The sequence below is a fragment of the Bradyrhizobium sp. RD5-C2 genome (assembly GCF_019972155.1).
Lineage (GTDB): Bacteria > Pseudomonadota > Alphaproteobacteria > Rhizobiales > Xanthobacteraceae > Bradyrhizobium.
Genome location: NZ_BOVL01000012.1, coordinates 345,359 through 367,205, shown reverse-complemented (window position 1 = coordinate 367,205; position 21,847 = coordinate 345,359). Strand labels below are relative to the sequence as shown.

24 protein-coding genes are annotated in these 21,847 nt (G+C 64.9%); 12 read left to right on the top strand and 12 right to left on the bottom strand.

From position 1 onward, the window contains the following. Nucleotides 1-17 precede the first annotated feature (17 nt). The 5 genes from BraRD5C2_RS16005 to BraRD5C2_RS15985 are packed head-to-tail and all read left to right on the top strand — an operon-like array spanning nt 18 to nt 4,389. Nucleotides 18-971: a sulfonate ABC transporter substrate-binding protein gene (locus tag BraRD5C2_RS16005; RefSeq protein WP_223969667.1), complete on the top strand. Its 954-nt coding sequence runs from the start codon at nt 18-20 to the stop codon at nt 969-971. Then, nucleotides 953-2,134 (top strand): FMNH2-dependent alkanesulfonate monooxygenase, encoded by a 1,182-nt coding sequence (gene ssuD, locus BraRD5C2_RS16000; protein ID WP_223969666.1) that lies wholly within the window; start codon nt 953-955, stop codon nt 2,132-2,134. Before BraRD5C2_RS16005 ends, ssuD begins: the two co-directional genes overlap by 19 nt. Beyond that, nucleotides 2,131-2,937 (top strand): ABC transporter permease subunit, encoded by an 807-nt coding sequence (locus tag BraRD5C2_RS15995; protein WP_092117282.1) that lies wholly within the window; start codon nt 2,131-2,133, stop codon nt 2,935-2,937. The genes ssuD and BraRD5C2_RS15995 overlap by 4 nt, the downstream gene beginning before the upstream one ends. 8 nt (nt 2,938-2,945) lie before the next feature. Next, nucleotides 2,946-3,791 carry an ATP-binding cassette domain-containing protein gene (locus BraRD5C2_RS15990; protein WP_223969816.1) on the top strand — a complete coding sequence of 282 codons (846 nt, stop codon included), beginning with the start codon at nt 2,946-2,948 and terminating at the stop codon, nt 3,789-3,791. 7 nt (nt 3,792-3,798) lie between these two features. Further along, nucleotides 3,799-4,389 (top strand): flavin reductase family protein, encoded by a 591-nt coding sequence (locus tag BraRD5C2_RS15985; protein ID WP_223969665.1) that lies wholly within the window; start codon nt 3,799-3,801, stop codon nt 4,387-4,389. 96 nt (nt 4,390-4,485) lie between these two features. Here BraRD5C2_RS15985 and BraRD5C2_RS15980 read toward each other — a convergent pair whose 3' ends face one another. After that, nucleotides 4,486-4,869 carry a hypothetical protein gene (locus BraRD5C2_RS15980; protein ID WP_223969664.1) on the bottom strand — a complete coding sequence of 128 codons (384 nt, stop codon included), beginning with the start codon at nt 4,867-4,869 and terminating at the stop codon, nt 4,486-4,488. A gap of 181 nt (nt 4,870-5,050) precedes the next feature. Here BraRD5C2_RS15980 and BraRD5C2_RS15975 point away from each other — a divergent pair, with 181 nt between their 5' ends. Then, on the top strand, nt 5,051-5,206 hold the full coding sequence (locus BraRD5C2_RS15975) for a hypothetical protein (RefSeq protein ID WP_223969663.1): 156 nt from the start codon (nt 5,051-5,053) through the stop codon (nt 5,204-5,206). A 42-nt stretch (nt 5,207-5,248) separates the two neighbouring features. On the opposite strand, the gene flbD is transcribed toward BraRD5C2_RS15975, so the two are convergent. The 6 genes from flbD to sciP all read right to left on the bottom strand — a co-directional run bounded on the left by flbD (nt 5,249) and on the right by sciP (nt 10,847). Continuing rightward, nucleotides 5,249-6,634, bottom strand: coding sequence for a sigma-54-dependent transcriptional regulator FlbD (flbD, locus tag BraRD5C2_RS15970; RefSeq protein ID WP_223969662.1), 1,386 nt, complete (start codon nt 6,632-6,634; stop codon nt 5,249-5,251). 53 nt (nt 6,635-6,687) lie between these two features. Then, nucleotides 6,688-7,038, bottom strand: coding sequence for a flagellar motor switch protein FliN (gene fliN / locus BraRD5C2_RS15965; RefSeq protein ID WP_223969661.1), 351 nt, complete (start codon nt 7,036-7,038; stop codon nt 6,688-6,690). An 18-nt stretch (nt 7,039-7,056) separates the two neighbouring features. Beyond that, the gene (locus BraRD5C2_RS15960) at nt 7,057-7,680 is read right to left on the bottom strand and encodes a FliH/SctL family protein (RefSeq protein ID WP_223969660.1); all 624 of its coding nucleotides are present in this window, start codon (nt 7,678-7,680) and stop codon (nt 7,057-7,059) included. Further along, nucleotides 7,680-8,765, bottom strand: a complete 1,086-nt coding sequence (gene fliG, locus BraRD5C2_RS15955) for a flagellar motor switch protein FliG (protein WP_223969659.1) — start codon at nt 8,763-8,765, stop codon at nt 7,680-7,682. The genes BraRD5C2_RS15960 and fliG overlap by 1 nt, the downstream gene beginning before the upstream one ends. Before the next feature lies 1 nt (nt 8,766). Further along, nucleotides 8,767-10,344 (bottom strand): flagellar basal-body MS-ring/collar protein FliF, encoded by a 1,578-nt coding sequence (fliF, locus tag BraRD5C2_RS15950; RefSeq protein WP_374708006.1) that lies wholly within the window; start codon nt 10,342-10,344, stop codon nt 8,767-8,769. A gap of 227 nt (nt 10,345-10,571) precedes the next feature. Then, nucleotides 10,572-10,847 carry a CtrA inhibitor SciP gene (sciP, locus tag BraRD5C2_RS15945; protein ID WP_002714638.1) on the bottom strand — a complete coding sequence of 92 codons (276 nt, stop codon included), beginning with the start codon at nt 10,845-10,847 and terminating at the stop codon, nt 10,572-10,574. Between the two features lie 423 nt (nt 10,848-11,270). Between sciP and BraRD5C2_RS15940 the strand changes: the two genes are divergently transcribed. Continuing rightward, nucleotides 11,271-12,050: an alpha/beta fold hydrolase gene (locus BraRD5C2_RS15940; protein ID WP_223969657.1), complete on the top strand. Its 780-nt coding sequence runs from the start codon at nt 11,271-11,273 to the stop codon at nt 12,048-12,050. A 178-nt stretch (nt 12,051-12,228) separates the two neighbouring features. Here the strand turns inward: BraRD5C2_RS15940 and BraRD5C2_RS15935 are convergent, their stop codons facing one another. Both BraRD5C2_RS15935 and BraRD5C2_RS15930 read right to left on the bottom strand, forming a co-directional pair. Continuing rightward, nucleotides 12,229-13,449 carry an OpgC family protein gene (locus BraRD5C2_RS15935; RefSeq protein WP_374707999.1) on the bottom strand — a complete coding sequence of 407 codons (1,221 nt, stop codon included), beginning with the start codon at nt 13,447-13,449 and terminating at the stop codon, nt 12,229-12,231. 155 nt (nt 13,450-13,604) lie between these two features. Further along, nucleotides 13,605-13,784, bottom strand: a complete 180-nt coding sequence (locus BraRD5C2_RS15930) for a hypothetical protein (protein ID WP_223969656.1) — start codon at nt 13,782-13,784, stop codon at nt 13,605-13,607. A gap of 550 nt (nt 13,785-14,334) precedes the next feature. Between BraRD5C2_RS15930 and BraRD5C2_RS15925 the strand changes: the two genes are divergently transcribed. Continuing rightward, on the top strand, nt 14,335-15,312 hold the full coding sequence (locus BraRD5C2_RS15925) for a helix-turn-helix transcriptional regulator (RefSeq protein WP_223969655.1): 978 nt from the start codon (nt 14,335-14,337) through the stop codon (nt 15,310-15,312). 439 nt (nt 15,313-15,751) lie between these two features. Further along, a complete protein-coding gene (locus BraRD5C2_RS15920) occupies nt 15,752-16,039 on the top strand; it encodes a hypothetical protein (protein WP_176533406.1) in 288 nt (95 codons plus the stop codon). Between the two features lie 133 nt (nt 16,040-16,172). Here BraRD5C2_RS15920 and BraRD5C2_RS15915 read toward each other — a convergent pair whose 3' ends face one another. From BraRD5C2_RS15915 to BraRD5C2_RS15905, 3 genes are all read right to left on the bottom strand, one after another. Then, entirely contained in the window at nt 16,173-16,355 is a 183-nt protein-coding gene (locus tag BraRD5C2_RS15915) for a hypothetical protein (protein ID WP_223969654.1), read from the bottom strand. Nucleotides 16,356-16,842: 487 nt separating this feature from the next. Next, nucleotides 16,843-17,562 carry a flagellar hook assembly protein FlgD gene (locus tag BraRD5C2_RS15910; protein ID WP_223969653.1) on the bottom strand — a complete coding sequence of 240 codons (720 nt, stop codon included), beginning with the start codon at nt 17,560-17,562 and terminating at the stop codon, nt 16,843-16,845. Between the two features lie 10 nt (nt 17,563-17,572). Next, a complete protein-coding gene (locus tag BraRD5C2_RS15905; RefSeq protein WP_463671633.1) occupies nt 17,573-19,165 on the bottom strand; it encodes a flagellar hook-length control protein FliK in 1,593 nt (530 codons plus the stop codon). 359 nt (nt 19,166-19,524) lie between these two features. On the opposite strand from BraRD5C2_RS15905, the gene mnmA reads away from it, so the two are divergent. From mnmA to BraRD5C2_RS15885, 3 genes are read left to right on the top strand one after another with little or no spacing between them, the layout of a single operon-like run. Continuing rightward, nucleotides 19,525-20,721: a tRNA 2-thiouridine(34) synthase MnmA gene (mnmA, locus tag BraRD5C2_RS15895; RefSeq protein ID WP_223969650.1), complete on the top strand. Its 1,197-nt coding sequence runs from the start codon at nt 19,525-19,527 to the stop codon at nt 20,719-20,721. Nucleotides 20,722-20,746: 25 nt separating this feature from the next. Beyond that, nucleotides 20,747-21,385, top strand: coding sequence for a class I SAM-dependent methyltransferase (locus BraRD5C2_RS15890; protein ID WP_374707998.1), 639 nt, complete (start codon nt 20,747-20,749; stop codon nt 21,383-21,385). A 53-nt stretch (nt 21,386-21,438) separates the two neighbouring features. After that, a complete protein-coding gene (locus BraRD5C2_RS15885) occupies nt 21,439-21,795 on the top strand; it encodes a hypothetical protein (RefSeq protein WP_223969648.1) in 357 nt (118 codons plus the stop codon). Nucleotides 21,796-21,847 lie beyond the last annotated feature (52 nt).

The window sequence follows — 21,847 nt, the reverse complement described above, 5'->3', positions numbered from 1 at the left end:
ATGCAGAGGATATTCCCATGACGCGTTTGTTTCGACGCTGGGTTGCCCGCGCGGTGCTCTCGGTCAGCATCGTTGCGGCGACCGTCGGCGCCTCCTACGGCCAGGAGAAGGTCGTCCGCATCGGCTATCAGAAATACGGCAAACTGGTGCTGCTGAAGAGCAAGGGCTCGCTCGAGGAGAAGCTGAAATCTGTCGGCGCCAAGGTGGTGTGGACCGAGTTTCCGTCGGGGCCGCCGCTGCTCGAAGCGCTCAATGTCGGCGCGATCGATTTCGGCAACACCGGCGAGGCGCCGCCGATCTTCGCGCAGGCCGCCGGCGCGCCGATCCAGTATGTCGCCTACGAGCCGCCGGCGCCGAAAGGCGAGGCGATCCTGGTGCCGAAGGACAGCCCGATCAAATCGGTCGCCGATCTCAGGGGCAAGAAGGTCGCGCTGAACAAGGGCTCCAACGTCCACTATCTGCTGGTGAAGGCGCTGGAGAAAGCCGGCGTCAAATATTCCGAGATCGAGCCAGTGTTCCTGGCGCCGGCCGATGCCCGCGCGGCGTTCGAGCGCGGCGCGGTCGATGCCTGGGTGATCTGGGATCCGTTCCAGGCCGCGGCGGAGGTTGCGACCGGCGCACGCACCGTCGCCGACGGCACCGGCGTCGTCGCCAACTATCAGTTCTACTTCGCCTCGAAGAAGTTCCTGCAGGCCGATCCGAAGATCGTCGAGCTCGTGCTGGCGCAGCTCAGCGAAGTCGATGACTGGGCCAAAGGCGACATCCACGCCGTCGCCGAACAGCTCGCGCCGAGCATCGGCCTGTCGGTGCCGGTGGTCGAGGTCGCGCTGAAGCGGCAGGCCTACGGCATCAAGCCGGTCACGGACGCTGTGATCGCGGATCAGCAACAGGTCGCCGACACGTTCTTCGCGCTCGGCCTGATCCCCAAACAAATCAAGATTTCCGACGTCGCATGGAGACCGGGCACGTGAGCACCCCAACCAACGCCAACATCCTCTGGTTCTTGCCGACCCACGGCGACAGCCGCTATCTCGGCACGGCGATCGGCGGCCGCGAGGTGAATTTCAACTATCTGCGCCAGATCGCGCAGGCCGCAGACCAGCTCGGCTATTACGGCGTGCTGCTGCCGACCGGGCGGAGCTGCGAAGACTCCTGGGTGGTGGCCTCAGCCGTCGCGCCCTGGACCGAGCGCCTGCGTTATCTGGTGGCGGTCAGGCCCGGCCTGCAATCGCCGAGCGTTGCCGCCCGCATGACCGCGACCTTGGACCGGCTGTCGAACGGTCGTCTCTTGATCAACGTCGTCACCGGCGGCGATCCGATCGAGAACAAGGGCGACGGCATCTTCCTCGACCACGACGAACGCTACGCGGTGACGCGCGAGTTCCTCAACGTCTATAGCGATCTGCTCGCCGGCAAGACGGTCAATGTCGAAGGCAAGCACATCCGGATCGAGGACGGCCGCCTGCTGTTCAATCCGGTGCAGTCGCCGCGGCCGCCGCTGTATTTCGGCGGCTCGTCGGACGCCGGCATCGACGTCGCGGTCGACACCGTCGACAAATATCTGACCTGGGGCGAGCCGCCGGCGCAGGTCGCCGAGAAGATCGCCAAGGTGAAGGCCGTCGCCGCGCAGCGCGGCCGCAAGCTCTCGTTCGGCATCCGGCTGCACGTGATCGTGCGCGAGACCAACGCGGAGGCCTGGAAGGCCGCCGAGGAGCTGATCCAGTACGTCACCGACGACACCATCGTTGCCGCGCAGAAGATCTTCGCGCGGATGGATTCGGTCGGCCAGCAGCGCATGGCGCAGCTGCACGGCGGACGGCGCGACAAGCTCGAGATCAGCCCGAACCTCTGGGCCGGCGTCGGCCTGGTTCGCGGTGGGGCCGGCACCGCACTGGTCGGCGATCCCCAGACCGTCGCCGCGCGGATCAAGGAGTATCAGGACGTCGGCGTCGATACCTTCATCATGTCGGGCTATCCGCATCTTGAGGAAGCCTATCGGTTCGCCGAGCTGGTGTTCCCGCTGCTGTCGCTGGCGCAGCCCGGCAACGTGACGCCGATCCGCGTCAACACCGGGCCGTTCGGCGAGACCATCGGCAACGACTACCGTCCGCAGAAGCAGGCATCGCAATCATGAGTCTCATCGACAGTCTCCCGCGCGTCGGCGCGCCCAAGCTACCGAAGGTCGACGGTCTGATTCCCTGGATCGTGCCGCTTGCGATCGTGCTGGTCTGGCAGCTTGCCTGCGTCACTGGCTTCGTACCCTCGCGGGTGCTGCCGGCGCCGACAGATGTCGCGCTGGCCGGGTGGAAGCTATTGCTGTCCGGCGAACTGGTCCGCAACATCTGGGTCAGCTTCTGGCGCGCCTCGATCGGCTTTGTGATCGGTGGCGGCATCGGCTTCGCGTTCGGGCTCGCCAACGGGTTGTCGCAACTGTCGGCGAAGCTCACCGACACCACGCTGCAGATGGTGCGCAACATCCCGCATCTGGCGCTGATCCCGCTCGTCATCCTGTGGTTCGGCATCGACGAGTCGGCAAAGCTGTTCCTGGTCGCGCTCGGCGTGTTCTTTCCGATCTATCTCAACACGCTGCACGGCATCCGCACCGTCGATCCGCAGCTGATCGAGATGGGCCGCATCTACGGCATGACCGACGGCGAGCTGTTCCGCCGGGTGATCTTCCCGGGCGCGCTGCCCTCGATCTTCGTCGGGCTGCGCTTCGCGCTCGGCATCATGTGGCTGACCTTGATCGTCGCCGAAACCATCGCGGCCTCGTCGGGTCTCGGCTACATGGCGATGCAGGCGCGCGAGTTCATGCTGATCGACGTCGTCGTGCTCTCGATCCTGATCTACGCCTTGCTCGGCAAGCTCGCCGACAGCGCCTCGCGGGCGCTGGAGCGGCTGACCCTGTCGTGGCACCCCGCCTTCCAGAAGAAGTGAGAATGAGAATGCAAGAAGCGCTTCGTTTCCAGCCGGTCGACGCCGAACCGGTCGACCACGCCGACATCGTCGTGAAGGCGCGGCATTTGCGGCGCGTGGCGGAAGGGGCGGCCCGCGGCCTGTCGCTGACCATCCGCGGCTTGCGCAAGGCGTTCGGTGACAATGAGGTGTTGCGCGGCATCGACTTGCACATCCCGGCGGGCCAGTTCGTCGCGATCGTCGGCCGCAGCGGCTGCGGCAAGAGCACGCTGCTGCGCCTGGTCGCCGGCCTCGATGCGCCGACGGCGGGAAGCATCGCCTTCGGCGAACAGCCCCGGGCGCAGGATGTCCGCGTCATGTTCCAGGAGCCGCGCCTGCTGCCCTGGGCGCGGGTGCTATCCAATGTCGAGGTCGGGCTGGGGCGTGAGCGCTCGTCGGCGGATGCGCAGGCGCGCGCCGAGCGCGCGCTGGTCGAGGTCGGTCTCGGCGACAAGCGCGACCAATGGCCGGCGGTGCTTTCAGGCGGCCAGAAGCAGCGCGTGGCCCTGGCGCGGGCGCTGGTCTCCCAGCCGCGCGTGCTGGCGTTCGACGAGCCGCTCGGCGCGCTCGATGCGCTGACTCGCATTTCGATGCAGCAGTTGCTGGAGCGGGTCTGGCGCGACCAGGGCTTTACCGCAATCCTGGTGACGCACGATGTTGCCGAGGCGGTCGCGCTCGCCGACCGCGTGCTGGTCATCGAGGACGGCCGGATCGCCGAGGATGTCACGATCGACCTGCCACGGCCGCGCCGGCGCGGTTCGGCCGAGCTCGCCGCGCTCGAAGGCGCGATCCTGAAGCACCTGCTCGAGGGCAGCGAAGACACGTCCGGTCTGTGAGGTCGCCATGAATTCCATCGTCCGCAATGTTTCGATCGAGCCCGCGGTGGCGCCCGATGAATTCCGTGGCGCGATGCGCCATCTCACCGGCGGCGTCAGCGTCATCACGGCCGGCCGGGGCAAGGAGATCTCGGGAATGACGGTGACCTCGGTGTCGTCGCTGTCGGTCGAGCCGCCGTCGCTGATCGTCAGCATCAACCGCGCCGCCTCGTCATGGCCTCTGATCGCGCGCCATGGCGTGTTCGGCGTCAACATCCTGACCGCGGATCAGCTCGACATCGCCGAGCGCTTCACAGGCAAGGGCGGCCTGAAGGGCGCCGATCGGTTCACTGGCGCCGAATGGACGACGCGCGCCTCGGGCGTGCCGTTGCTGGTCGGCGCGCTGGCAGCGATCGACTGTGAGGTCGAGGAGGTCATCGAGCGGCATTCGCACGCGATCGTCATCGGTCGCGTGCTCGATGTGATCGCATCGGAGCGCACCGCCGCGCTGGCGTATTGGCACGGCGAATATGTCGCGATCGACCGCGACGAAGACGCCGCCAGATTGGCCGAGGTCAGCCTGCCGTCACGCCACGTTCACGCCCGGGGCGTGCGTTAGAGCGCTTTCGAGCGAAGTGGGCACCGGTTCGCGTGAAGAAAACGCGTCAAAACAAGAAACTAGAGCTTCGGTTCTGATTCAATCAGAACCGCAGCTCTAGCTCATGATCGCGGTCAAGGTCGCGGGCGTGTCGATGATCACGTTGCTGCCGCGGACGCTGGACCAGACGGCCTGAATGGTTTGAGGGGCATTGCTGAGCGGGATGCCGGCCACCAGTGTCGTCGGGACACGGCCGCTGGCTTGCGGGACCGGCTCGTTGTAGGTGAAGCCCGCGACGACCCCGGACATCACGCCGTTGACGGTGATCCCGAAGCTCCCGCCGGGCGTATCGTTGCCCGTGGCGTACGGGAACGGGACGTTCAGGATGATGATGGCGGTAACGCCGACGCCCTCGGGGAGCGTTATCGCGAGGCCATTGATCGGTGTAAAGGAAGCGGAGTTGGTGGACAGGGTGCCGCTTGTCTGCACGTAAAGGGCCATATCGCTCTCCAGTTGTCGAAATACAAAAGCACAATAGAAGATTGAATGCGGCAACTGCCCGCAAGACTCAAGGGATGAGTGGCAAGGGGAACGGCAAGGGGGCTGGCGCGGCATGTTGGCCGTGGCGCTTTGCCGGCAAGCGCACTAAAAGCCGCGGATGTTTCGCAGACGTGACGGTTCGATGAAGCGCGTGGGAGCCTGGCTGTTCTATCTCGTCGGCGCAATCGCCGTCGCTTATCTCGCGCTCTATGCGTATGTGACTTTCACCGGCCGCGACATCACACCCGGCGATCCGATCCGGATCTTTCGCAGGCCCGATGCGCCCAACTATTCGTGAGGCGCGGCAGTCGCGGCGGGTTTGGTCCGCCGCTCTTCTTTCTCAGCCGGCGCTTGCCATGCGCTGATAATCGGGCGCGCCATTGCCGGCCGGGGTGATCGGGATGCCGCCGTCGGCATATTCGTTCAGCTTGTTGCGCAGCGTGCGGATCGAGATGCCGAGGATGTTGGCGGCATGGGTGCGGTTGCCGAGGCAGTGCTTCAGCGTTTCCAGGATCAGGTCGCGTTCGACGTCGGCAACGGTGCGGCCGACCAGCGCGCGGGTGACCTGCTCCGCGGCCAGCGTGGCGTGCGCGACCGCGGGCGCGGTCTTGGCGAGGTCGAGGCGATCGCCGTCGGGGGTCAGGATCGCGTCCGCACCGATCTCGTCGCCCTGCGCCATCAGGACCGAGCGATGGATGGTGTTCTCGAGCTCGCGGACGTTGCCCTGCCAGCGGTTCGCGGTCAGGACGCGGCGGGCGTCGGCAGAGATCGGACGGACCGCCACGCCGTTGGCTTCGGCATATTTCTTGGCGAAATGCTGCGCCAGCTCGAGGATGTCGGCCGGACGATCGCGCAGCGGCGGGATCTTCAGGTTGACGACGTTGAGGCGGAACAGCAGGTCCTCGCGGAAGCTACCCTCGCGCACCGCCTCCGACAGATTGCGGTTCGAGGTCGCGATGATGCGGATATCGACCGGGACCGGCTTGGTGCCGCCGACGCGGTCGATCACGCGCTCCTGAATCGCGCGCAGCAGCTTGGACTGCAGGCGGACATCCATCTCTGAGATTTCATCGAGCAGCAGCGTGCCGCCGGTCGCTTCCTCGAACTTGCCGATGCGGCGCGCCACTGCGCCGGTGAAGGCGCCTTTCTCATGGCCGAACAGCTCGGATTCCAAGAGGTGCTCCGGGATCGCCGCGCAGTTGATCGAGATGAACGGCCGCTTGGCGCGGGCCGAGCGGGAATGGACATAGCGCGCCAGCACTTCCTTGCCGGTGCCGGACTCGCCGGTGATCATCACGGAAGCGTCGGAGCCCGCGATCTGCTGCGCGAGCTTGATCACCCGGCCCATCGCCTCGTCGCGATAGATCAGATCGCGTGCGTCGTTGGCGACCGCGGCGAGCACCGCTGCGATCAGCTCGGGGTCGGGCGGCAGCGGGATGTATTCCTTGGCGCCGGCATGGATCGCGGCAACCGCGGCGCGGGCATCGTTGGAGATGCCGCAGGCGACGATCGGCACGTGGATGTGTTCGGCCTCGAGCCGCATCACGAGGTCGCGGATGTCGAGGCCGACATCGACCAGCAGGAGGTCGGCGCCCTTGCCGCTGCGCAGCACGTTCATCGCCTGCTCGGCGGCCTCGGCGTGAGTCACCGAGGCGCCGTTGTCCATCGCGATCTTGGTCGCGGTCGTGAGCTGGCCCTTCAGGGTGCCAACGATGAGAAGCCGCATGATGATCTCCTGTTCGTCTGGTCGCGCAGGTTCCGCGCGCTACCGTGCGTTTGTTACGAGCGTTCTGCCTTGATGATTTCGGTCATGGTCACGCCGAGCTTGTCTTCCACGAGCACCACTTCACCACGCGCCACCAGGCGGTTGTTGACGTAGATGTCGATCGCCTCGCCGACGCGGCGGTCGAGCTCGAGCACGGTGCCCGGTCCGAGCTTCAAGAGGTCGCCGACGTCCATCTTGGAGCGGCCGAGCACTGCCGAGACCTGCACCGGCACGTCGAACACGGCCTCGAGATCGGCGGCGATGCGCGCGGCATTTTCGTCCTCGTTGTAGCCGATGTCGTCGATCCCGGGCGCGTTGGCGGCGTTGAGATCGGGAAGCGGGACGTGGGTGTCGGTGTCGCTCATGGTTCAGCCCTCAATCCTTCAGCCGGTCTGGCCGCGGGACGCCAGATAGCGCCCGACGAGTTCGTTGATCTTGCTTTCGATCGCGGCGCGTTCCAGCACCACGCCGCCGTCGGCCCATTCGATCCGGCAGTCGCCGGTCGCAATCGTGGGCTCGGCCAGGATCACCAGCCGGCCCTGGAAGCCGGAATGCGCGGCCATCCGCTCGATATTGTCGTGCGCCGCCTCGTAGAGCGCGTCATTGATGCGGACCACGAGATGCGGCGTCGCCACCAGATGCGAGAAGCAGTCGGAGACCAGCGCGGTGATCTCGCCGAGCGGCTCGCGTGCAACCAGTTCGGAGCAGAGCTTGCGGGCGACCGCGACCGCGACATCCACGGCCTCGGTCTCCATCCGCGTCTCGATGCCGCCAAAGCGGGCGGCGATGCCCTTGATCGCGGTGCCGATCTCTTCCAGCGCCTGCGCGGCGCGGCGGTCGCTCTCGACCTTGGCCTCGCGCAGCGCGGCCTCGTAGCCGGCGCGATAGGCGCGGGCCTCGGCGTCGGCGACCTTCTGCGCGACCTCGGCCGGGGTCGGCGCGCGCTCGCGCGAACGGTCCGGCGCCGAGAAGTCGGTGTCGAACAGGAATTTCGCGGGTGCGGCCATCAGTACACCAGCTCGTCGTCGGCGCGGTTCTTGGTCAGCGTGATCTCGCCGCGGGCGGCGAGGTCCTTGGCGAGGTTGACCAAGAGCGCCTGGGCCTCGTCGACGTCGCGCAGCCGCACCGGGCCCATCGCGGCCATGTCGTCCATCAGCATCTTGCCGGCGCGCGAGGACATGTTGCCGAGGAAGAAGCTGCGCACCTCCTCGTTGGCGCTCTTCAGCGCGACGCCGAGCTTGTCCTTGTCGATGTTGCGCATCAGCGTCTGGGCCGAGGCGGAATCGAGCTTGATCAGGTCGTCGAAGGTGAACATCAGCGCCTTGATGCGCTCGGCGGATTCGCGGTTTTCCTCTTCCAGCGAGGTGATGAAGCGGGTCTCGGTCTGGCGGTCGAAATTGTTGAAGATCTCGGCCATCACCTCATGGGCGTCGCGCCGGCGGGTCTGCGACAGGTTCGACATGAACTCGGTGCGCAGCGTCTGCTCGACGCGCTCGATCACTTCCTTCTGCACCGCTTCCATCCGCAGCATGCGGCCGACCACGTCGAGCGCGATGTCCTCAGGCAGGATCGCCAGCACGCGCGCGGCGTGCTCCGGCTTCAGTTTCGACAGCACCACGGCGATGGTCTGCGGGTATTCGTTCTTGAGGTAGTTGGCGAGCACCTCTTCCTGCACGTTGGAGAGCTTCTCCCACATGTTGCGCCCGGCGGGGCCGCGGATCTCGTCCATGATGCCGGTGACGCGCTCGGCCGGAAGATATTGCTGCAGCAGCCGTTCGGTGGCGTCGAAATTGCCCATCAGCGCGCCTGAGGCCGACATCCGCGAGACGAATTCCAGCATCAAATCCTCGACCACGTCGGCCTCGACGGTGCCGAGCGTCGACATGTGGACCGACAGCTCGCGGACCTCCTCGTCGTCGAGCATCGACCAGATCTTGCCGCCGTACTGCTCGCCGAGTGCGAGCATCAGGATCGCGGCGCGCTTCGGGCCGGGCAGCGGCTTGCCCTTGGCGCGGCCGCTCTGCCGGCTCGCCAGCGTCGAGAGGACGGTGGCGATGTCGTTGGCGTTGGTGGTCTGGGGTACGGCGGCCATGTCAGTTCTCCACCGGCTCGCTCAGCCATTGACGCACGATGGAGACGGTCTCGTTCGGATTGCGTTCGGCGAGTTCGCCGACCCGGTGCACGGCCTGGGCGTGGACCTGGCCCTGGATCTGGGCGACGTCGATCAATTGCGCCGCGCCGCTGCCGCTCGGGATCAGCGCCTGGCTGGATGCACCGGCGCTCTCGGCATGGGCTTCGGCGAGCGCGGGCAGGCCCGCACCGCCGGCCAGCGCCGGGATCACGTCGGCCGCCACGATGCGCTTGACCAGCGGGCGCACCACCATGAACAGCACGACGAGGCCGAGCATCATCATGACGCCGAGCTCGATGACATACATCACGTCATCCTTGGTGAACTGCAGCATGCCGAGCAGGCCGGTCGGCTCGGCGATCGGCTGCGCGGTCGGCGGCTCGGCGAAGCGCAGGTTGACGACCTCGACCTGGTCGCCGCGCTTCTGGTCGAACCCGATCGCGGAGCGGACCAGGGCGGCGATGCGGTCGAGCTGCTCCTTGGAGCGGTCCTGGTAGACCATCTCGCCTTTTTCGTTCTTGGCGTAGGCGCCGTCGACCAGCACCGCGACCGAGATGCGGTTGACGCGGCCGGCTTCGGTCACCTCGGTCTTGGTGGTGCGGGAAATCTCGTAATTGTTGGTTTCCTCGCTCTTCTTGCTCTGGTCGCGGGCGCGGACCGCGTTGTCCTGGTTCTGGTTACCCGGCAGTTCGTTGTTGACGGTGACCTGGCCGGAATTGTCGGCGGTGGCGCTCGATTCCTCACGGGTCTGGGTCGAGCGCAGCACGCGGCCTTCGGGGTCGAACTTGTCCGAGGTCTGGGTGATCTTGTTGTAGTCGAAGTCGGCGGAGAGCTGGACGCGGGCGCGCCCGGCGCCGACCACCGAGGAGACGATGTCCTCGACCTGCTTGCGCATCCGCTTCTCGAAGGCGGCGCGGCGCTCGTCACCGACCGCGGCATCGGCATCGGATTGGGCGCCGTCGGCGAGCAGCTGGCCGGCCTCGTCGACGATCGAGACCCGCTGCGGCTTCAGCCCGTTGACGGCGGAGGCGACGACGTGGCGGATCGCGCGGATCTGCTGCGGTTCCAGCGCGCCGCGCACCCTGAGCACGATCGAGGCCGATGGTTCCGGCGTCTCGCGCGAGAATAGCGGCTTTTCCGGCAGCACGAGGTGGACGCGCGCGGCCTGGACGCGGTCGATGGCGCGGATGGTGCGGGCCAGCTCACCCTCCAGCGCGCGCAGATGATTGATGTTCTGGACGAAGCTCGTGGTGCCGAGCGCGTCCGACTTGTCGAAGATCTCGTAGCCGACGCCGCCGCCCTTGGGCATGCCGCCCTCGGCGAGCTTCATCCGGAGCCGCGTCACCTTGTCCTTCGGCACCATGATCGCGGCGCCGTCGCTGCGCAGCTCGAACGGGATCGCCTGGCGCTCCAGCTCCTTGATAATGGCCGAGGAATCCTCGGTCGACAGGTCGGTGAACAGGGTGGTCATCTGGGGCGTGGTGACGCGCATGATGACGAAGGCGAAGAAACCGATCAGGGCTGCCGTGACCGCAACCATGGCCGCGAGGCGGGCCGCACCTAGACCTCTGAAGAAAGCAACCAGACTTTGCACCAACGGCCCCCAGGGATTCGGCCCAAGCGGGTCCGACTGGGCAAATATTGCCTAGGGTATGGTTTCCATATGGTTAACGAAGGTTAAGAACCGCGGCAAAAACGCGGACATGAAAAAAACCGGCTTCGCAAAGCGAGGCCGGTTTTCGTCAAATACCACTGTTTTGGCGAAACTTACTGCCGGTACTGCTGGATACGTGTGGTCCGCAGTCCGGCCAGACCATGCTGGTCGATCGAGAACTGCCAGGAAAGGAATTCATCGACGGTCAACGTGTAGCGGCTGCAGGCCTCCTCAAGGGAGAGCAGGCCGCCGCGGACCGCAGCGACGACTTCGGCCTTGCGGCGGATGACCCACCGCTTGGTACCGGGGGCCGGCAGGTCCGCAATCGTTAACGGGCTGCCGTCAGGCCCGATGACGTATTTCACCCTCGGGCGATGGGGTTCTGTCATGGCGTACTCACAAACTCTCAACCACTGAACTCGCGATGGTAACCTACGCCCACCGGTTTAAAATTTGCCTAAGCCCAAGGCTTCAATACGATTCTCGTTGGAACGGCCGGGAACAGGGGGGCGGATTGGGCGCTTGGGAGCGGTGTGATGCCGGTCTTAACCCCTCCCATCTGGCCGCCTGGCAAGCCGCATCTGCGGCTGATCCAGCCCCGCTGGGAACAGAAACCGACCTTCGGTCGGGCGTTTTCCCGCTGTGTCGTCGACCTCACGCGAGGTGAACATCAGTCAAGCTTCCCACCTGTTCAACTATCCTTGATCTCCCCAGCGACGTCGCGCGTAACCAATCGCCTTTGCGTGCGTAGAAGAGATTGTCCGCTCACCGCAGGTGCGCGTTTCCTCAATCACTCCATCCGAGCCTTTATCATGATGATGAACAGACGCACCTTCTCGACTGCCTTGCTTGCCGGCGCGGCAGCTTCACTGGTGTCCTCGCGCGGCATCGCCGCAACCACGCCGCCGGTGAAGGCGCGCAACGTCGTGCTGGTGCACGGCCTGTTCGCCGACGGCTCGTGCTGGTCGGAAATCATTCCGCGCCTGCAGGCCGCGGGGCTCAACGTGACGTCGGTGCAAAATCCGCTCACCACGCTGCCGGACGCGGTCGCCTCGGCGCAGCGGGTGCTCGATCGTCAGGATGGCCCGACCGTTCTGGTCGGCCATTCCTTCTCAGGCATGATCGTCACCGAGGTCGGCATGCATCCGAATGTTTCGGCGCTGGTCTATGTCGCCGCGCGCGCACCCGATGCGGATGAGGACTACACCGCGCTGGCCAAGACCTATCCGACGCCGCCCGCGAGCGCCGGCATCGTGTTCGATGGCGACGAGGGCCGGCTGAGCGAAGCCGCGTTCCTGCGCGATTTCGCGGGCGACCTGCCGGAGGCGAAAGCAAAGGTGCTCTATGCCGTGCAGCAGCCGTTCCACAAGCAACTGCTGGCCGGCAGAACCAGCCACGCGGCCTGGCGCAGCAAGCCGAGCTACTACGCCGTCTCGACCGAGGACCGCACCATCAATCCGGATCTCGAACGCTTCATGGCCAAGCGCATGGGTGCCACCACGATCGAGGTGAAGGCCAGCCATCTCGCGCTGATCTCGCAGCCCGATCCGATTGCACGGCTGATCCTCGACGCCGCGGGACGATCGGAGTGAGGGGCGGCTCCTCCCCGCATCGATAACGAAACTCCCCGGGAACGTGGAGACGTTCCCGGGATCGCTTTGCGTGCGCTCTTGTCCGCTCGATCCGGAGCCGCCAGACGACGAGTCTCCAGGGGGCACTGCCCTGTCGAACGTGGCAAATGGCCGATATCCGGCGCGATTCAAATTTTGATCAAGGGCGATACGTCGACGGAGCAGCGACGGCTCTCAGCTGCGGATCGAGAACGGTCCTGCGTGCGCGATCCTCAACTTTGGGATTTGCAACGGCGGCGGAAATGTCCCGATCGACCGCGCGCACCGCAGGCTTGCGCTTGGTGCTGAGCGCGTTCAGGAGCGCCGCGGCGGCGATCATCATCAAGACGCCTCCGAGACTGACCGCGATCTGCATCGAAAGCCGGTTCGAAATGTCGAGCGGATCAAGCTGGCTAACGAGCGCCAGCAGAACGCCAAGACAATAGATCGGCAGCGAATTCTCGCCACAGCACCGCGCGCTGCGCAGGATCGGCGTCGATAGTCCTCGCCAACCGGCGGGAACGAGCCATGACGTCACGATCGCAAGAGCCAGGAAATGCAGTAGCCGCAATGGGCTCAGATTCGATTTGTCCAATGGAAAGAGCAGGCCCGTCACGGCCTGCGGCAGCACCTTGAGGTCCTGGCCGAGCGCGAGGACGAGGCTCATCACCAGAAAGAGAGCGGAAAGGATCAGCGCAGGGCGCGACGTCATCCATTCCTGGATCGTCTTCCCCTCGACGACGTACCATCCGCCCAACACGACCAGAAACTGCCATGCCAGCGGATTGAAGAACCAGAAGCCGTCAGGCCAGGCAGGAACACGCCAGCCGAAGACATGCGCCAGCGCATAAAGCAGCAGCGAAACGCCAAGCGTCACGTTTGGTGCGCGCAGCAGCAGCCACAACAACGGTGCGAACAAGACGTGACAGATCACAAAGACCGGCAAGACATCGGTATTGACAGGGCGGAATTGCAGGATTGCGGCGTGAGCGAGCGTCGCGCCCGGGCGCTCGAACAGAACCGTTGTATTGCTCTCGTCGGCAAGATCGCCGCCTGCGACGTAGACGAGCACGGCGCAAGCAAGCACAAGCAGGAGGAACGCGACGTAGATGTCCCATCCCCGTCGCAGCGAACGGCCGATCATGCCCCTCCAGCCGTCACGTTGACGGGCTCTGCCGTAGGCCAGCGCGCAAGTCACGCCCGAGATGAACATGAAAATCTCGGCCGCATCGCAGAAGCCGTAGTTGCGCAGCGTCAGCCAGCTTCCGACGTTGTTTGGAATGTGGTCGAGAAATATCCACCATAACGCGATCCCGCGGCAGACGTCGATGCGCGGGTCGCGATCCGTCGATCTGAATTCCGGCGGAGTTTCGCCGATCAATCGCTTCGAGGTGTGGGTTCGATCATGCATTTGTCGATCTGTCTGGCGCGCGCACGGCTCTCCGTCGGGCACAGGTCCACGGGACGCTTTTGATGCTCCAGGGCATGCGCGTGCCGGATCAGCCTCCGGCCAAGCCATGGGATTGTACGCTCCAGCTACCCGAGGGTTGGCGGCGCTTTTGCCTGCCAGCCGCAGTCACGGGGCCCGGAACGATCGCCGTCTTCCGGCGGCGCTTGCAGGACTTCGCCGACGAGCGGTATCGAAAGCTGCTTTCGCATTTCGGCGAGGCGGGCACGACAGTACTCGTGATAAAGCATGTCGAATATGGTGGACATGATCGAACGCCTTCCTGATCACTGAGGTTGACTTCCCACGTGACAGATTTCGACCATTTCAACCGGCGGCCAAAAGCCAGCAGTGCCGCAGGCACTTTATGTCCGACACATTCTGCTTAGCGATTTTGGCTAAAGCAGCGAAATAAGATCGGTATCTGCAATCTTTCAAAAATGACCTGCCCGCGGCTCCGTAAACCGGATCAATTGCGAACAGGGGCATCAACTGCTCTACGCTTGCGCGTCGCCAGGGATGTCCAATGAATCCGATGGCGGCAATTACAGATAGAGCCATCGCGACCGTCTCCTCCTAAGGGAGAAATAAAGGCCGCGACTTTCGCGATCAGTATAAACGTAATATTCTGACCGGTACGTGAACCAGTTCACATCAGCATCGATCACAGGCAAATCAGACTAGCAGATCGATAGCATGGCTTCTTGGACTTGCGCGCACGGATCGAGAGAACGCCGGTGCGTGAATTGCAAAATGCAGACATGAAAATGGTGTGCCGCAGCATTTCATCCTGATGCTCTGTGAAGGCTGGAGGTCCCCATGCCTACGGACGCAGCCGATTTTGCATCGTATCGATTTTCGACGCGCGACCTTCCGGAGCGTATTCGTCTCCCTCTATGGCGCGAGCACTTTGGGCGATGCGTCGTGCACGCCGACATCGAGCCGCTGTCGAACACTCCGATCCAGGCCGATGCGTCGCTACGGACGATTCAGGGTCTGCGCATACTCGCGCTAAAGGGCACGTCGATGCGCTTTGAGCGCTCGCGAGCGAGCCTCGCCGATGGCGATGATTCCATCGGCGTCATCTTCTGCTCCCCCGGCAGAAGTCGGCTGTCGCAGCGCGGCCATGACGTCGAGCTTCGCGCGGGTGATGCGATCGCAATCCTGCATTCTGAAGCGGCCAGCGTCACCTATGTTGATGGATTGCAACTTGGTCTGGCGGTGCCGCGCGCGGAGCTTGAGCAGCGCGTATCCGGTGTCGAGAGCCTGGTCATGCAGCCGATTGGGCACCGAAAGGAAGCATTCCGGCTATTCGCGGCCTATCTGAAGTCGGTGCTCAAGGCGAGAGCACTGACCGCCCCAAAGCTTCGTCATACGATCGTGACCCACATCCACGATCTCGTCGCACTCGCGATCGACGAGTGCCCTGCCTTGGGCGAGAGCAGCGCGAGCGCGGTCATGGCTGCGCGGCACAATGCAGCCCTCGACTACATCACCATACACTTTCAGGAGCCTGGGCTCAGCGTTCAAACGGTCGCCCGTTGTCAGGGCATCTCGCCCCGCTATCTACAGCGCCTGATGGCGTCATCGGGAACGTCGTTCACCGAGCGCCTGAATGAATTGCGTCTCCAGCGCGCGCTCGAATTGCTAACCGGGTCTCACGTTGGCAGTCAGCGGATTTCCGATATCGCGCTGGAGGTTGGTTTCTCGGATGTTTCGCATTTCAATCGCTCGTTCCGAATTCGTTTCGGCGATTCTCCGCGCGGCGTTCGGCTTGCCCGAAAGGTGGCCAGCTGAGCCGTGCTAACGTGATCGGCACGTGTGCAATGCCCATCAAAGGGACCTCTTGAAGAGATTGTAGGGCCATCGACGGTCGATTGTTCACCGCGGGCTCGGTGTTGGCCGCCAGGACAGGTCGTCGGACCAAAGGTAGATCGCGATCGCTGCCAGGCACAGGGCTATGCCTATCCAGAAAACCGGTGAGTGATGGATGGGGCGTCGATCGCTCGGAACTTGCTTCATTCGATCAACTCATTGCGCGCGAATATTGAGGTCGGCAATACCTGGAACCGGAAGTGTCGCTCAGCCAGGACGCTCTTTGCAAGCGATCCTTTGCTGGCGCCCACGGACGCCGCTGGCGCGGTTGCATCGGTTGCAAAGCAGAGTGAGCTAGATCACGGCGTGTGCGCGCGTCACGTATCGGAGCGACGAATGGAAAACGAAGGACCCGGACATCATGGCCAATATCGACCATAAGCAAGGCACCTATACCATCGCCGCCAATTCGAGCCAGCCGTTCACGTTCTGGTGGGGCAAGGATTCGAAAGCGCCGAACGAGTTTTTCGACGTATCGATCGCGCCGCACTTCGAGAAGAACCAGACCTCGATGGAGCCCCTGCACGAGACCGACCGGGCCGTGTACTGGGATCACCGCGGCGGTGTCGGCGTCGTGCTGATCCTGACCTTGCAGAATCGCAACAACTTTCCGGTTACGTTCGAGGCCAATCACGTCCGTATCTATTGATGCGGCACGCGCATGGAGCGGGCCGCGCCGGTTGCGTGGCCGGCACAGGCCAGACCTGTCAGCCATGACGGACGTTCGGGGGCGTGAGTTTGGCGAGACAGCCTCGCTTTGTCACTCCACTCCGGCCGCGTTGTTACTCGCCGGCAGTCGGCGGCAGCCGTTCCCGAAGCACTGCGATCTCGAGCATGACCGTGATGGCGATGGTCCTGAGGCGCGCATTCTCGGTCATTGTCTCGGCAAGCTGCGGGTGGGGTGTCACCGCATGCCGTGGCGGGGTCTGGGCGGGGTCTGGCGGGGTCGGGCGTGTCGGGGTCACTGGCTAACTCTTGCCGGCGGTCAAAGCGCGAAGCTTGGCAGCTGCGGAGTTTCAGGGCGGAATCGGCGTTCAAGCGCCGAACTTGAAGATAATGCCCGCTTGCTTACAGGAAGCTGACGCGCAGCGATTTATTGCTGTTTATGTCTGCTAACGTCGCTTGGTAAGCATCGGTCCCGGCACTGATTTGCCCGACGGCGCAAGCCCCCTCGCGAGAACGCGGATGTATGACTGGCAGGCCGGTCTGCAAATTCGGTGTCGTCCCTGCCTAGTGCGCAATTGCGCACGGGAGCAAGGACCCGTAACCACCGAAGGTCGTTGTTGCGCGTTGCTGATATGCCGAGTCCCGCCAACGACACGAGCCGCGGAGTATGGGTCCCTGCTTTCGCGGGGAGGACAGGTGTAAGCGGCTGCTCGTAACGCGCAAAAGCGTCGGCGCGATTCCCGCGAAGCTGAACGCCGGATCGGCAGGATGCCGCGAAGCCCTGAGTTAGCTCGAACTCGTGGCGCCGCGTACCACGCGCTTGATCTTGTCGGTGGTGTAGGTCTGGCCGCCGATCGAGAGCAGCGGCGGGGAGGCGGTGAGGTCGACGGAGTCGACCACGCCCTGAATCTCGGTCGAGATCGCGAGGTCCTTGCCGGTGGAATCCTTGCCGGTGGCGGTCAGCGTGTAGGTGCCGGCCGGCCATTGCGTGCCATCATTGCCCTTGCCATCCCAGACGAAGCTGGCGTTGCCCTGCTTCAGGTTGAAATTGCCGGAATAGGCGGTCTGGCCGGTCGAGCTCGTGATCGTGATGGTGGCGCTGGTGGCTTGCGGGGATACCAGATTCCAGGTCGCGGATTTGTTGAACTGCGTCTTGCTGCCGTCGACGGCCACCGTGTTGCCGACATAGACCAGCGCCTGGGTCGATTGGGCGCTCTTCTCGATCGCGATCAGCTGCTTGAGCTGATCGTTGGATTTCAGCTGCTGCTCGACGCCGGCGAACTGCACGAGCTGCTGGGTGAACTGGTTGGTGTCGAGCGGGTCGAGTGGGTTCTGGTTCTTCAACTGGGTCGTGAGTAGCGTCAGGAAGGTCTGGAAATTGTCTGCGATGCCCGCCGTCGTCGTCGACGCACCGCTGGTGCTGGTGCTGCTGCTTCCAGAACTCGTTCCGTTGCCGGTGCCCGGTGCTGAGACGACGGGCGTCGGCATGGTTGCATCGACTGCCATGGTGAACTCCTTACACTCTGATATCGACGCCGCCGAGGGCGCCGGTTTTGCGGCCGTAGGAGCGGCCTGCCGCTGCGGCGGGAGCGTTGTCCTCTTCGGCGACGATCAAACGCTGGGCATTCGGATTGGACTGGCCGTTGTTGTTCTGGCCCGACTGCGACTGATCGCGCAGGCTGAACTGCAATCCGCCATTGCCGGTCGACAAGCCGGCATTGTCGAGTGCGCGCTGTAGCTGGTTGGCGTCCTGGCGCAGCATCGACAGCGTTTCCGGCCGTTCGACGGTGAGATGCGAGGTCACCTGGCCGTTGCGATCGACATCGATGCGGACATCGATGCGGCCGAGCTCGGCGGGGTCGAGCCGGATCTCGAAGCGGCTCTTGCCGCTCTTGGCGGAGGCAGCAATCTGCATCGCAAGCCCGTTCAGTGGCACGGCGGCGGTTTGCGCGGCGTTGGTCACGGTCAATTGCGCGGTTGCCGACGGCGTCGTCTGGCCGGTCGGCAGTTGCGGCTGGAGTGCATTCGCCGCCTGCGCGCTGGCATCGGGCGTGGTGAGCTGGGCCTGCGCAGCCGCATGGCCGCCGGCCGTCGGCGTCGGAGCGGCGTTGCCGTCGCCGCTTGCATCGGCCTTGATGGCATCGGCTGCGCCGTCTGCGGTGGCCTTCGCTTTGCCGGATACAGCCGCCGGCTGCGTGGCCGCGGGAACGATGTTGGTCGGAGTGGCCTGTGCGGTGGCGTTGCTGCTTTGGGCCGCTCCGTCCTGGCCGGTTGGCGGTGTCGCGGTCGCGTCCTTTGCGGCCACCTGCGCCTTGGCCTGCGTCGTCGTCTTCGTGGCAGGCGTTCCGGCAGCGACGGTAGCGGCGAGCGTCGCATCGCCGGTCGCCGTCGCTGCGCCCGAAACCGTTGCCGCATCCGTCGTGATGGCCTGTCCCTCGGTCTTGACGCCGGCCGCCTTGGCGACCTTGTCGGCGTTCGCCGTGGTGGTCGCCGCCGTTGCGGTGTCGGCGCCGGCTGGCGCACCGGTACCGGCAGCGGCACCAGTGCCGGCGATCGCCGCGCTTGCCGCGATGGCCGCCGCTGCGATCGCCAGTGGTGCCGCCGGTTGGCCGGATGGCGCGGTCGCCGTCGCCGTCGGGTCGGTCGCCGCTGCAGCGGCGACGGGAACGGCAACCACGGCGTTGGCCGCTGCCGCATTGGCTGGATCCGGTTGCGGCACGGCTTGCGCCGTGGCCTTGTCGCCGGTGGATTGCGCATCGGTGCTCGACTTCGAGTCGTCCGATTTCGATTTCGACTTGGTCTTCGGCGGCGCGTCGCTGTCGACCTTGCTGTCATCGCGCGAGCTGCCCGAATCCCGCGACGTGCTGTCGGGGGCCGTGCTGGTGTCGCGGGAGCGTGCATCGGTCGTCGAGGTCGAATCGTCCGACCGGCGCGCAGGCGCCGGTTGGGTGTCGTACCTGCTGTTGTCGCTCGTGGACGCGGAATTGCTGTCGACCAGCGCGGCAAAGCCGTCGTTCCCCGCCTGCGAAGCGGGATCGGGCCGCGCCGACCGTGTCGTCGGGCCCTGAAAAGACCGGCTTGCCAATGCTTCCGACGTAACGCTGACCACTGCCAACCCTCGCAAATGAGACTTCCGGCCTTTTGTCAGCAAGGAGTGGGCCAACCATCGGGTTGATAAAATATCTAGCTATCTCAGTCGGTTAGGTGCGGCTATCGCGGTCCGGGACAGGTTCCCGACGGGTCTCCTTTTTGCCCGGCGGCAAGATTTGCCGTCCGCGCACGGCAAGCCGCGGATTCCGCCGGATTGCCTCGCCGGAATACGGCCTATATTAAAGGTGGCCTCCGACGCGTCCCGAACCGACCGAACCGGCCTTGGACGCGTTCTAAGGCTCTCTGGACAAAGGCTTTTTCCAATTTCGTCGCGGAGCGCATAAGCTCGCCGCGACAGTGACCAATGACCGCTTAGAGATGCTCAACAGTCTGGATATTGAAGGCCGCCCTGAAGACACACGGATCGTCGTTGCCATGTCCGGCGGCGTCGACTCGTCGGTGACGGCTGCGCTGTTGAAGTCGCAGGGCTATGACGTGGTCGGGATCACGCTGCAGCTCTACAACCATGGTGCCGCGACCCATCGCAAGGGCGCCTGTTGCGCCGGCCGCGACATCCACGACGCGCGCAATGTCGCGGAGCGGATCGGTATCCCGCATTACGTGCTCGACTACGAAAGCCGCTTCAAGCAATCCGTGATCGACAATTTCGCCGACAGCTACGCGCTCGGCGAGACGCCGGTGCCGTGCATCGAGTGCAACCGCTCGGTCAAGTTCCGCGATCTGCTCTCGACCGCGCGCGAGCTCGGCGCGCAGGCGCTGGCCACCGGTCATTATGTCGCCTCGCGCCGGCTTGTCGACGGATCGCGCTCGCTCGTCTGCGCGGCGGATGCCGATCGCGACCAGAGCTATTTCCTGTTCGCGACCACGCGCGAGCAGCTCGACTTCCTGCGCTTCCCGCTCGGCGACATGACCAAGCCGCAGACCCGCGAGCTGGCGCGGCGCTTCGATCTCGAGGTCGCCGACAAGCAGGACAGCCAGGACATCTGCTTCGTGCCGACCGGCCGCTACACCGACATCATCGGACGGCTGAAGCCGAATGCGATCGCGCCGGGCGACATCGTCGATCTCGCCGGCAATGTCATCGGCCAGCACCAGGGCATCGTTCATTTCACCGTCGGCCAGCGCAAGGGCCTCGGCATCGCATCAAGCCATCCGCTCTATGTGGTCAAGCTCGATGCGGCGACGCGTCGGGTCGTGGTCGGACCTCGCGAGGCGCTGCGGATGGATCGCATCGCGCTGCGCGACGTCAACTGGATCGGCGACGGCGCGCTGGACCGCGTGATCGGCGAGGGTATCGAGATCTATGTCCGCGTGCGTTCGACGCGCGCGCCGCAGCCGGCATGGTTGCGCGCCGTCGATGGCGGCTATGAGGTCGAGCTCGTCGCCGGCGAGGAGGGCGTATCGCCCGGCCAGGCCTGCGTGTTCTATGATGCAGCCTCCGGGCAGGCGCGTGTGCTCGGCGGCGGCTTCATCAGAAGTGCGAGCGCGAGCCGCGTCGTGCGGGCCGCGACGCAGGATGCGATGGCGCCGCTCGCGGAAGCGGTTCGCGGCTAGACAGAAGAAACATCGGGGCAGGGGAATGGCTGGGGACATCGACCGCGAGGGGGTCGAAAAGGCGTATGGCCGCTGGGCACCGATCTACGATCTGGTGTTTGGCAAGGTGTTCGATCAGGGCCGGCAGTCGACGATCGCGGAAGCCGACCGGATCGGCGGGCGCGTGCTCGACGTCGGTGTCGGCACCGGATTGTCGTTGTCGGACTATGCGCGCACCACGAAACTCTGCGGCGTCGATATTTCCGAGCCGATGTTGCGGCGGGCGCTCAAGCGCGTGCATGCGCTGGGCCTCAGCAATGTCGAGACGCTGGCGGTGATGGACGCCAAGAACCTCGCATTCCCGGATTCATTTTTCGACGCGGTGGTCGCGCAATATGTCATCACCGCGGTCCCGGATCCCGAAGCCACGCTCGACGATTTCATCCGCGTGCTGAAGCCCGGCGGCGAGCTGATCTTGGTCAATCACATCGGCGCCGAGAGCGGCCCGCGCCGCGTCTTCGAGCTCGCCTTCGCGCCGCTGGCGCGGCGGCTCGGCTGGCGTCCGGAATTTCCGTGGGAGCGGCTGACCAATTGGGCCGCCAAGCATGGCGGCGTCAGTCTCGCGGAGCGCCGGCCGATGCCGCCGATGGGGCATTTCTCGCTGATCCGTTTCCGCAAATCGTAGGGCTTGCAGCGATTTTGCCGGGAACATCGGCGCGTCGTCGCGGTTTTCTCGTCATGAGGATCAATCGAACGCTCGCTTTGTCCTGTGCCCTGATCATGGCGCCCGTCGTTGCCGCGGCGCAGGCACCGCCGACATCAGCCACGCCACCGGCACAGACCGCGCCGCCGGCGCCGTCTCGCGCCGCCGCGAATTGCGCGCCGCAGCAGCCTTCGCGTCCGGGCGTCGCGGTTCCGGAAGGAACCACCACCGGGCAAGCTTTGGGCGACAAGCTCGCCAGATCCGACGGCGTGCTGTGTCCGCCGGCCGGCGTCGACCCCGAAATGCGAGCGCCGACCCCGCAAGGCGGCAACACGCCGGTGATTCCTCCGCCGGGCAGCCCCGGTGGCGACCCCTCGGTGAGGCCAAAATAGCCCCTGTGTACAATAAGTTGCGGTCCTGTCCGGGTTTGCTTGACAGGCGAGC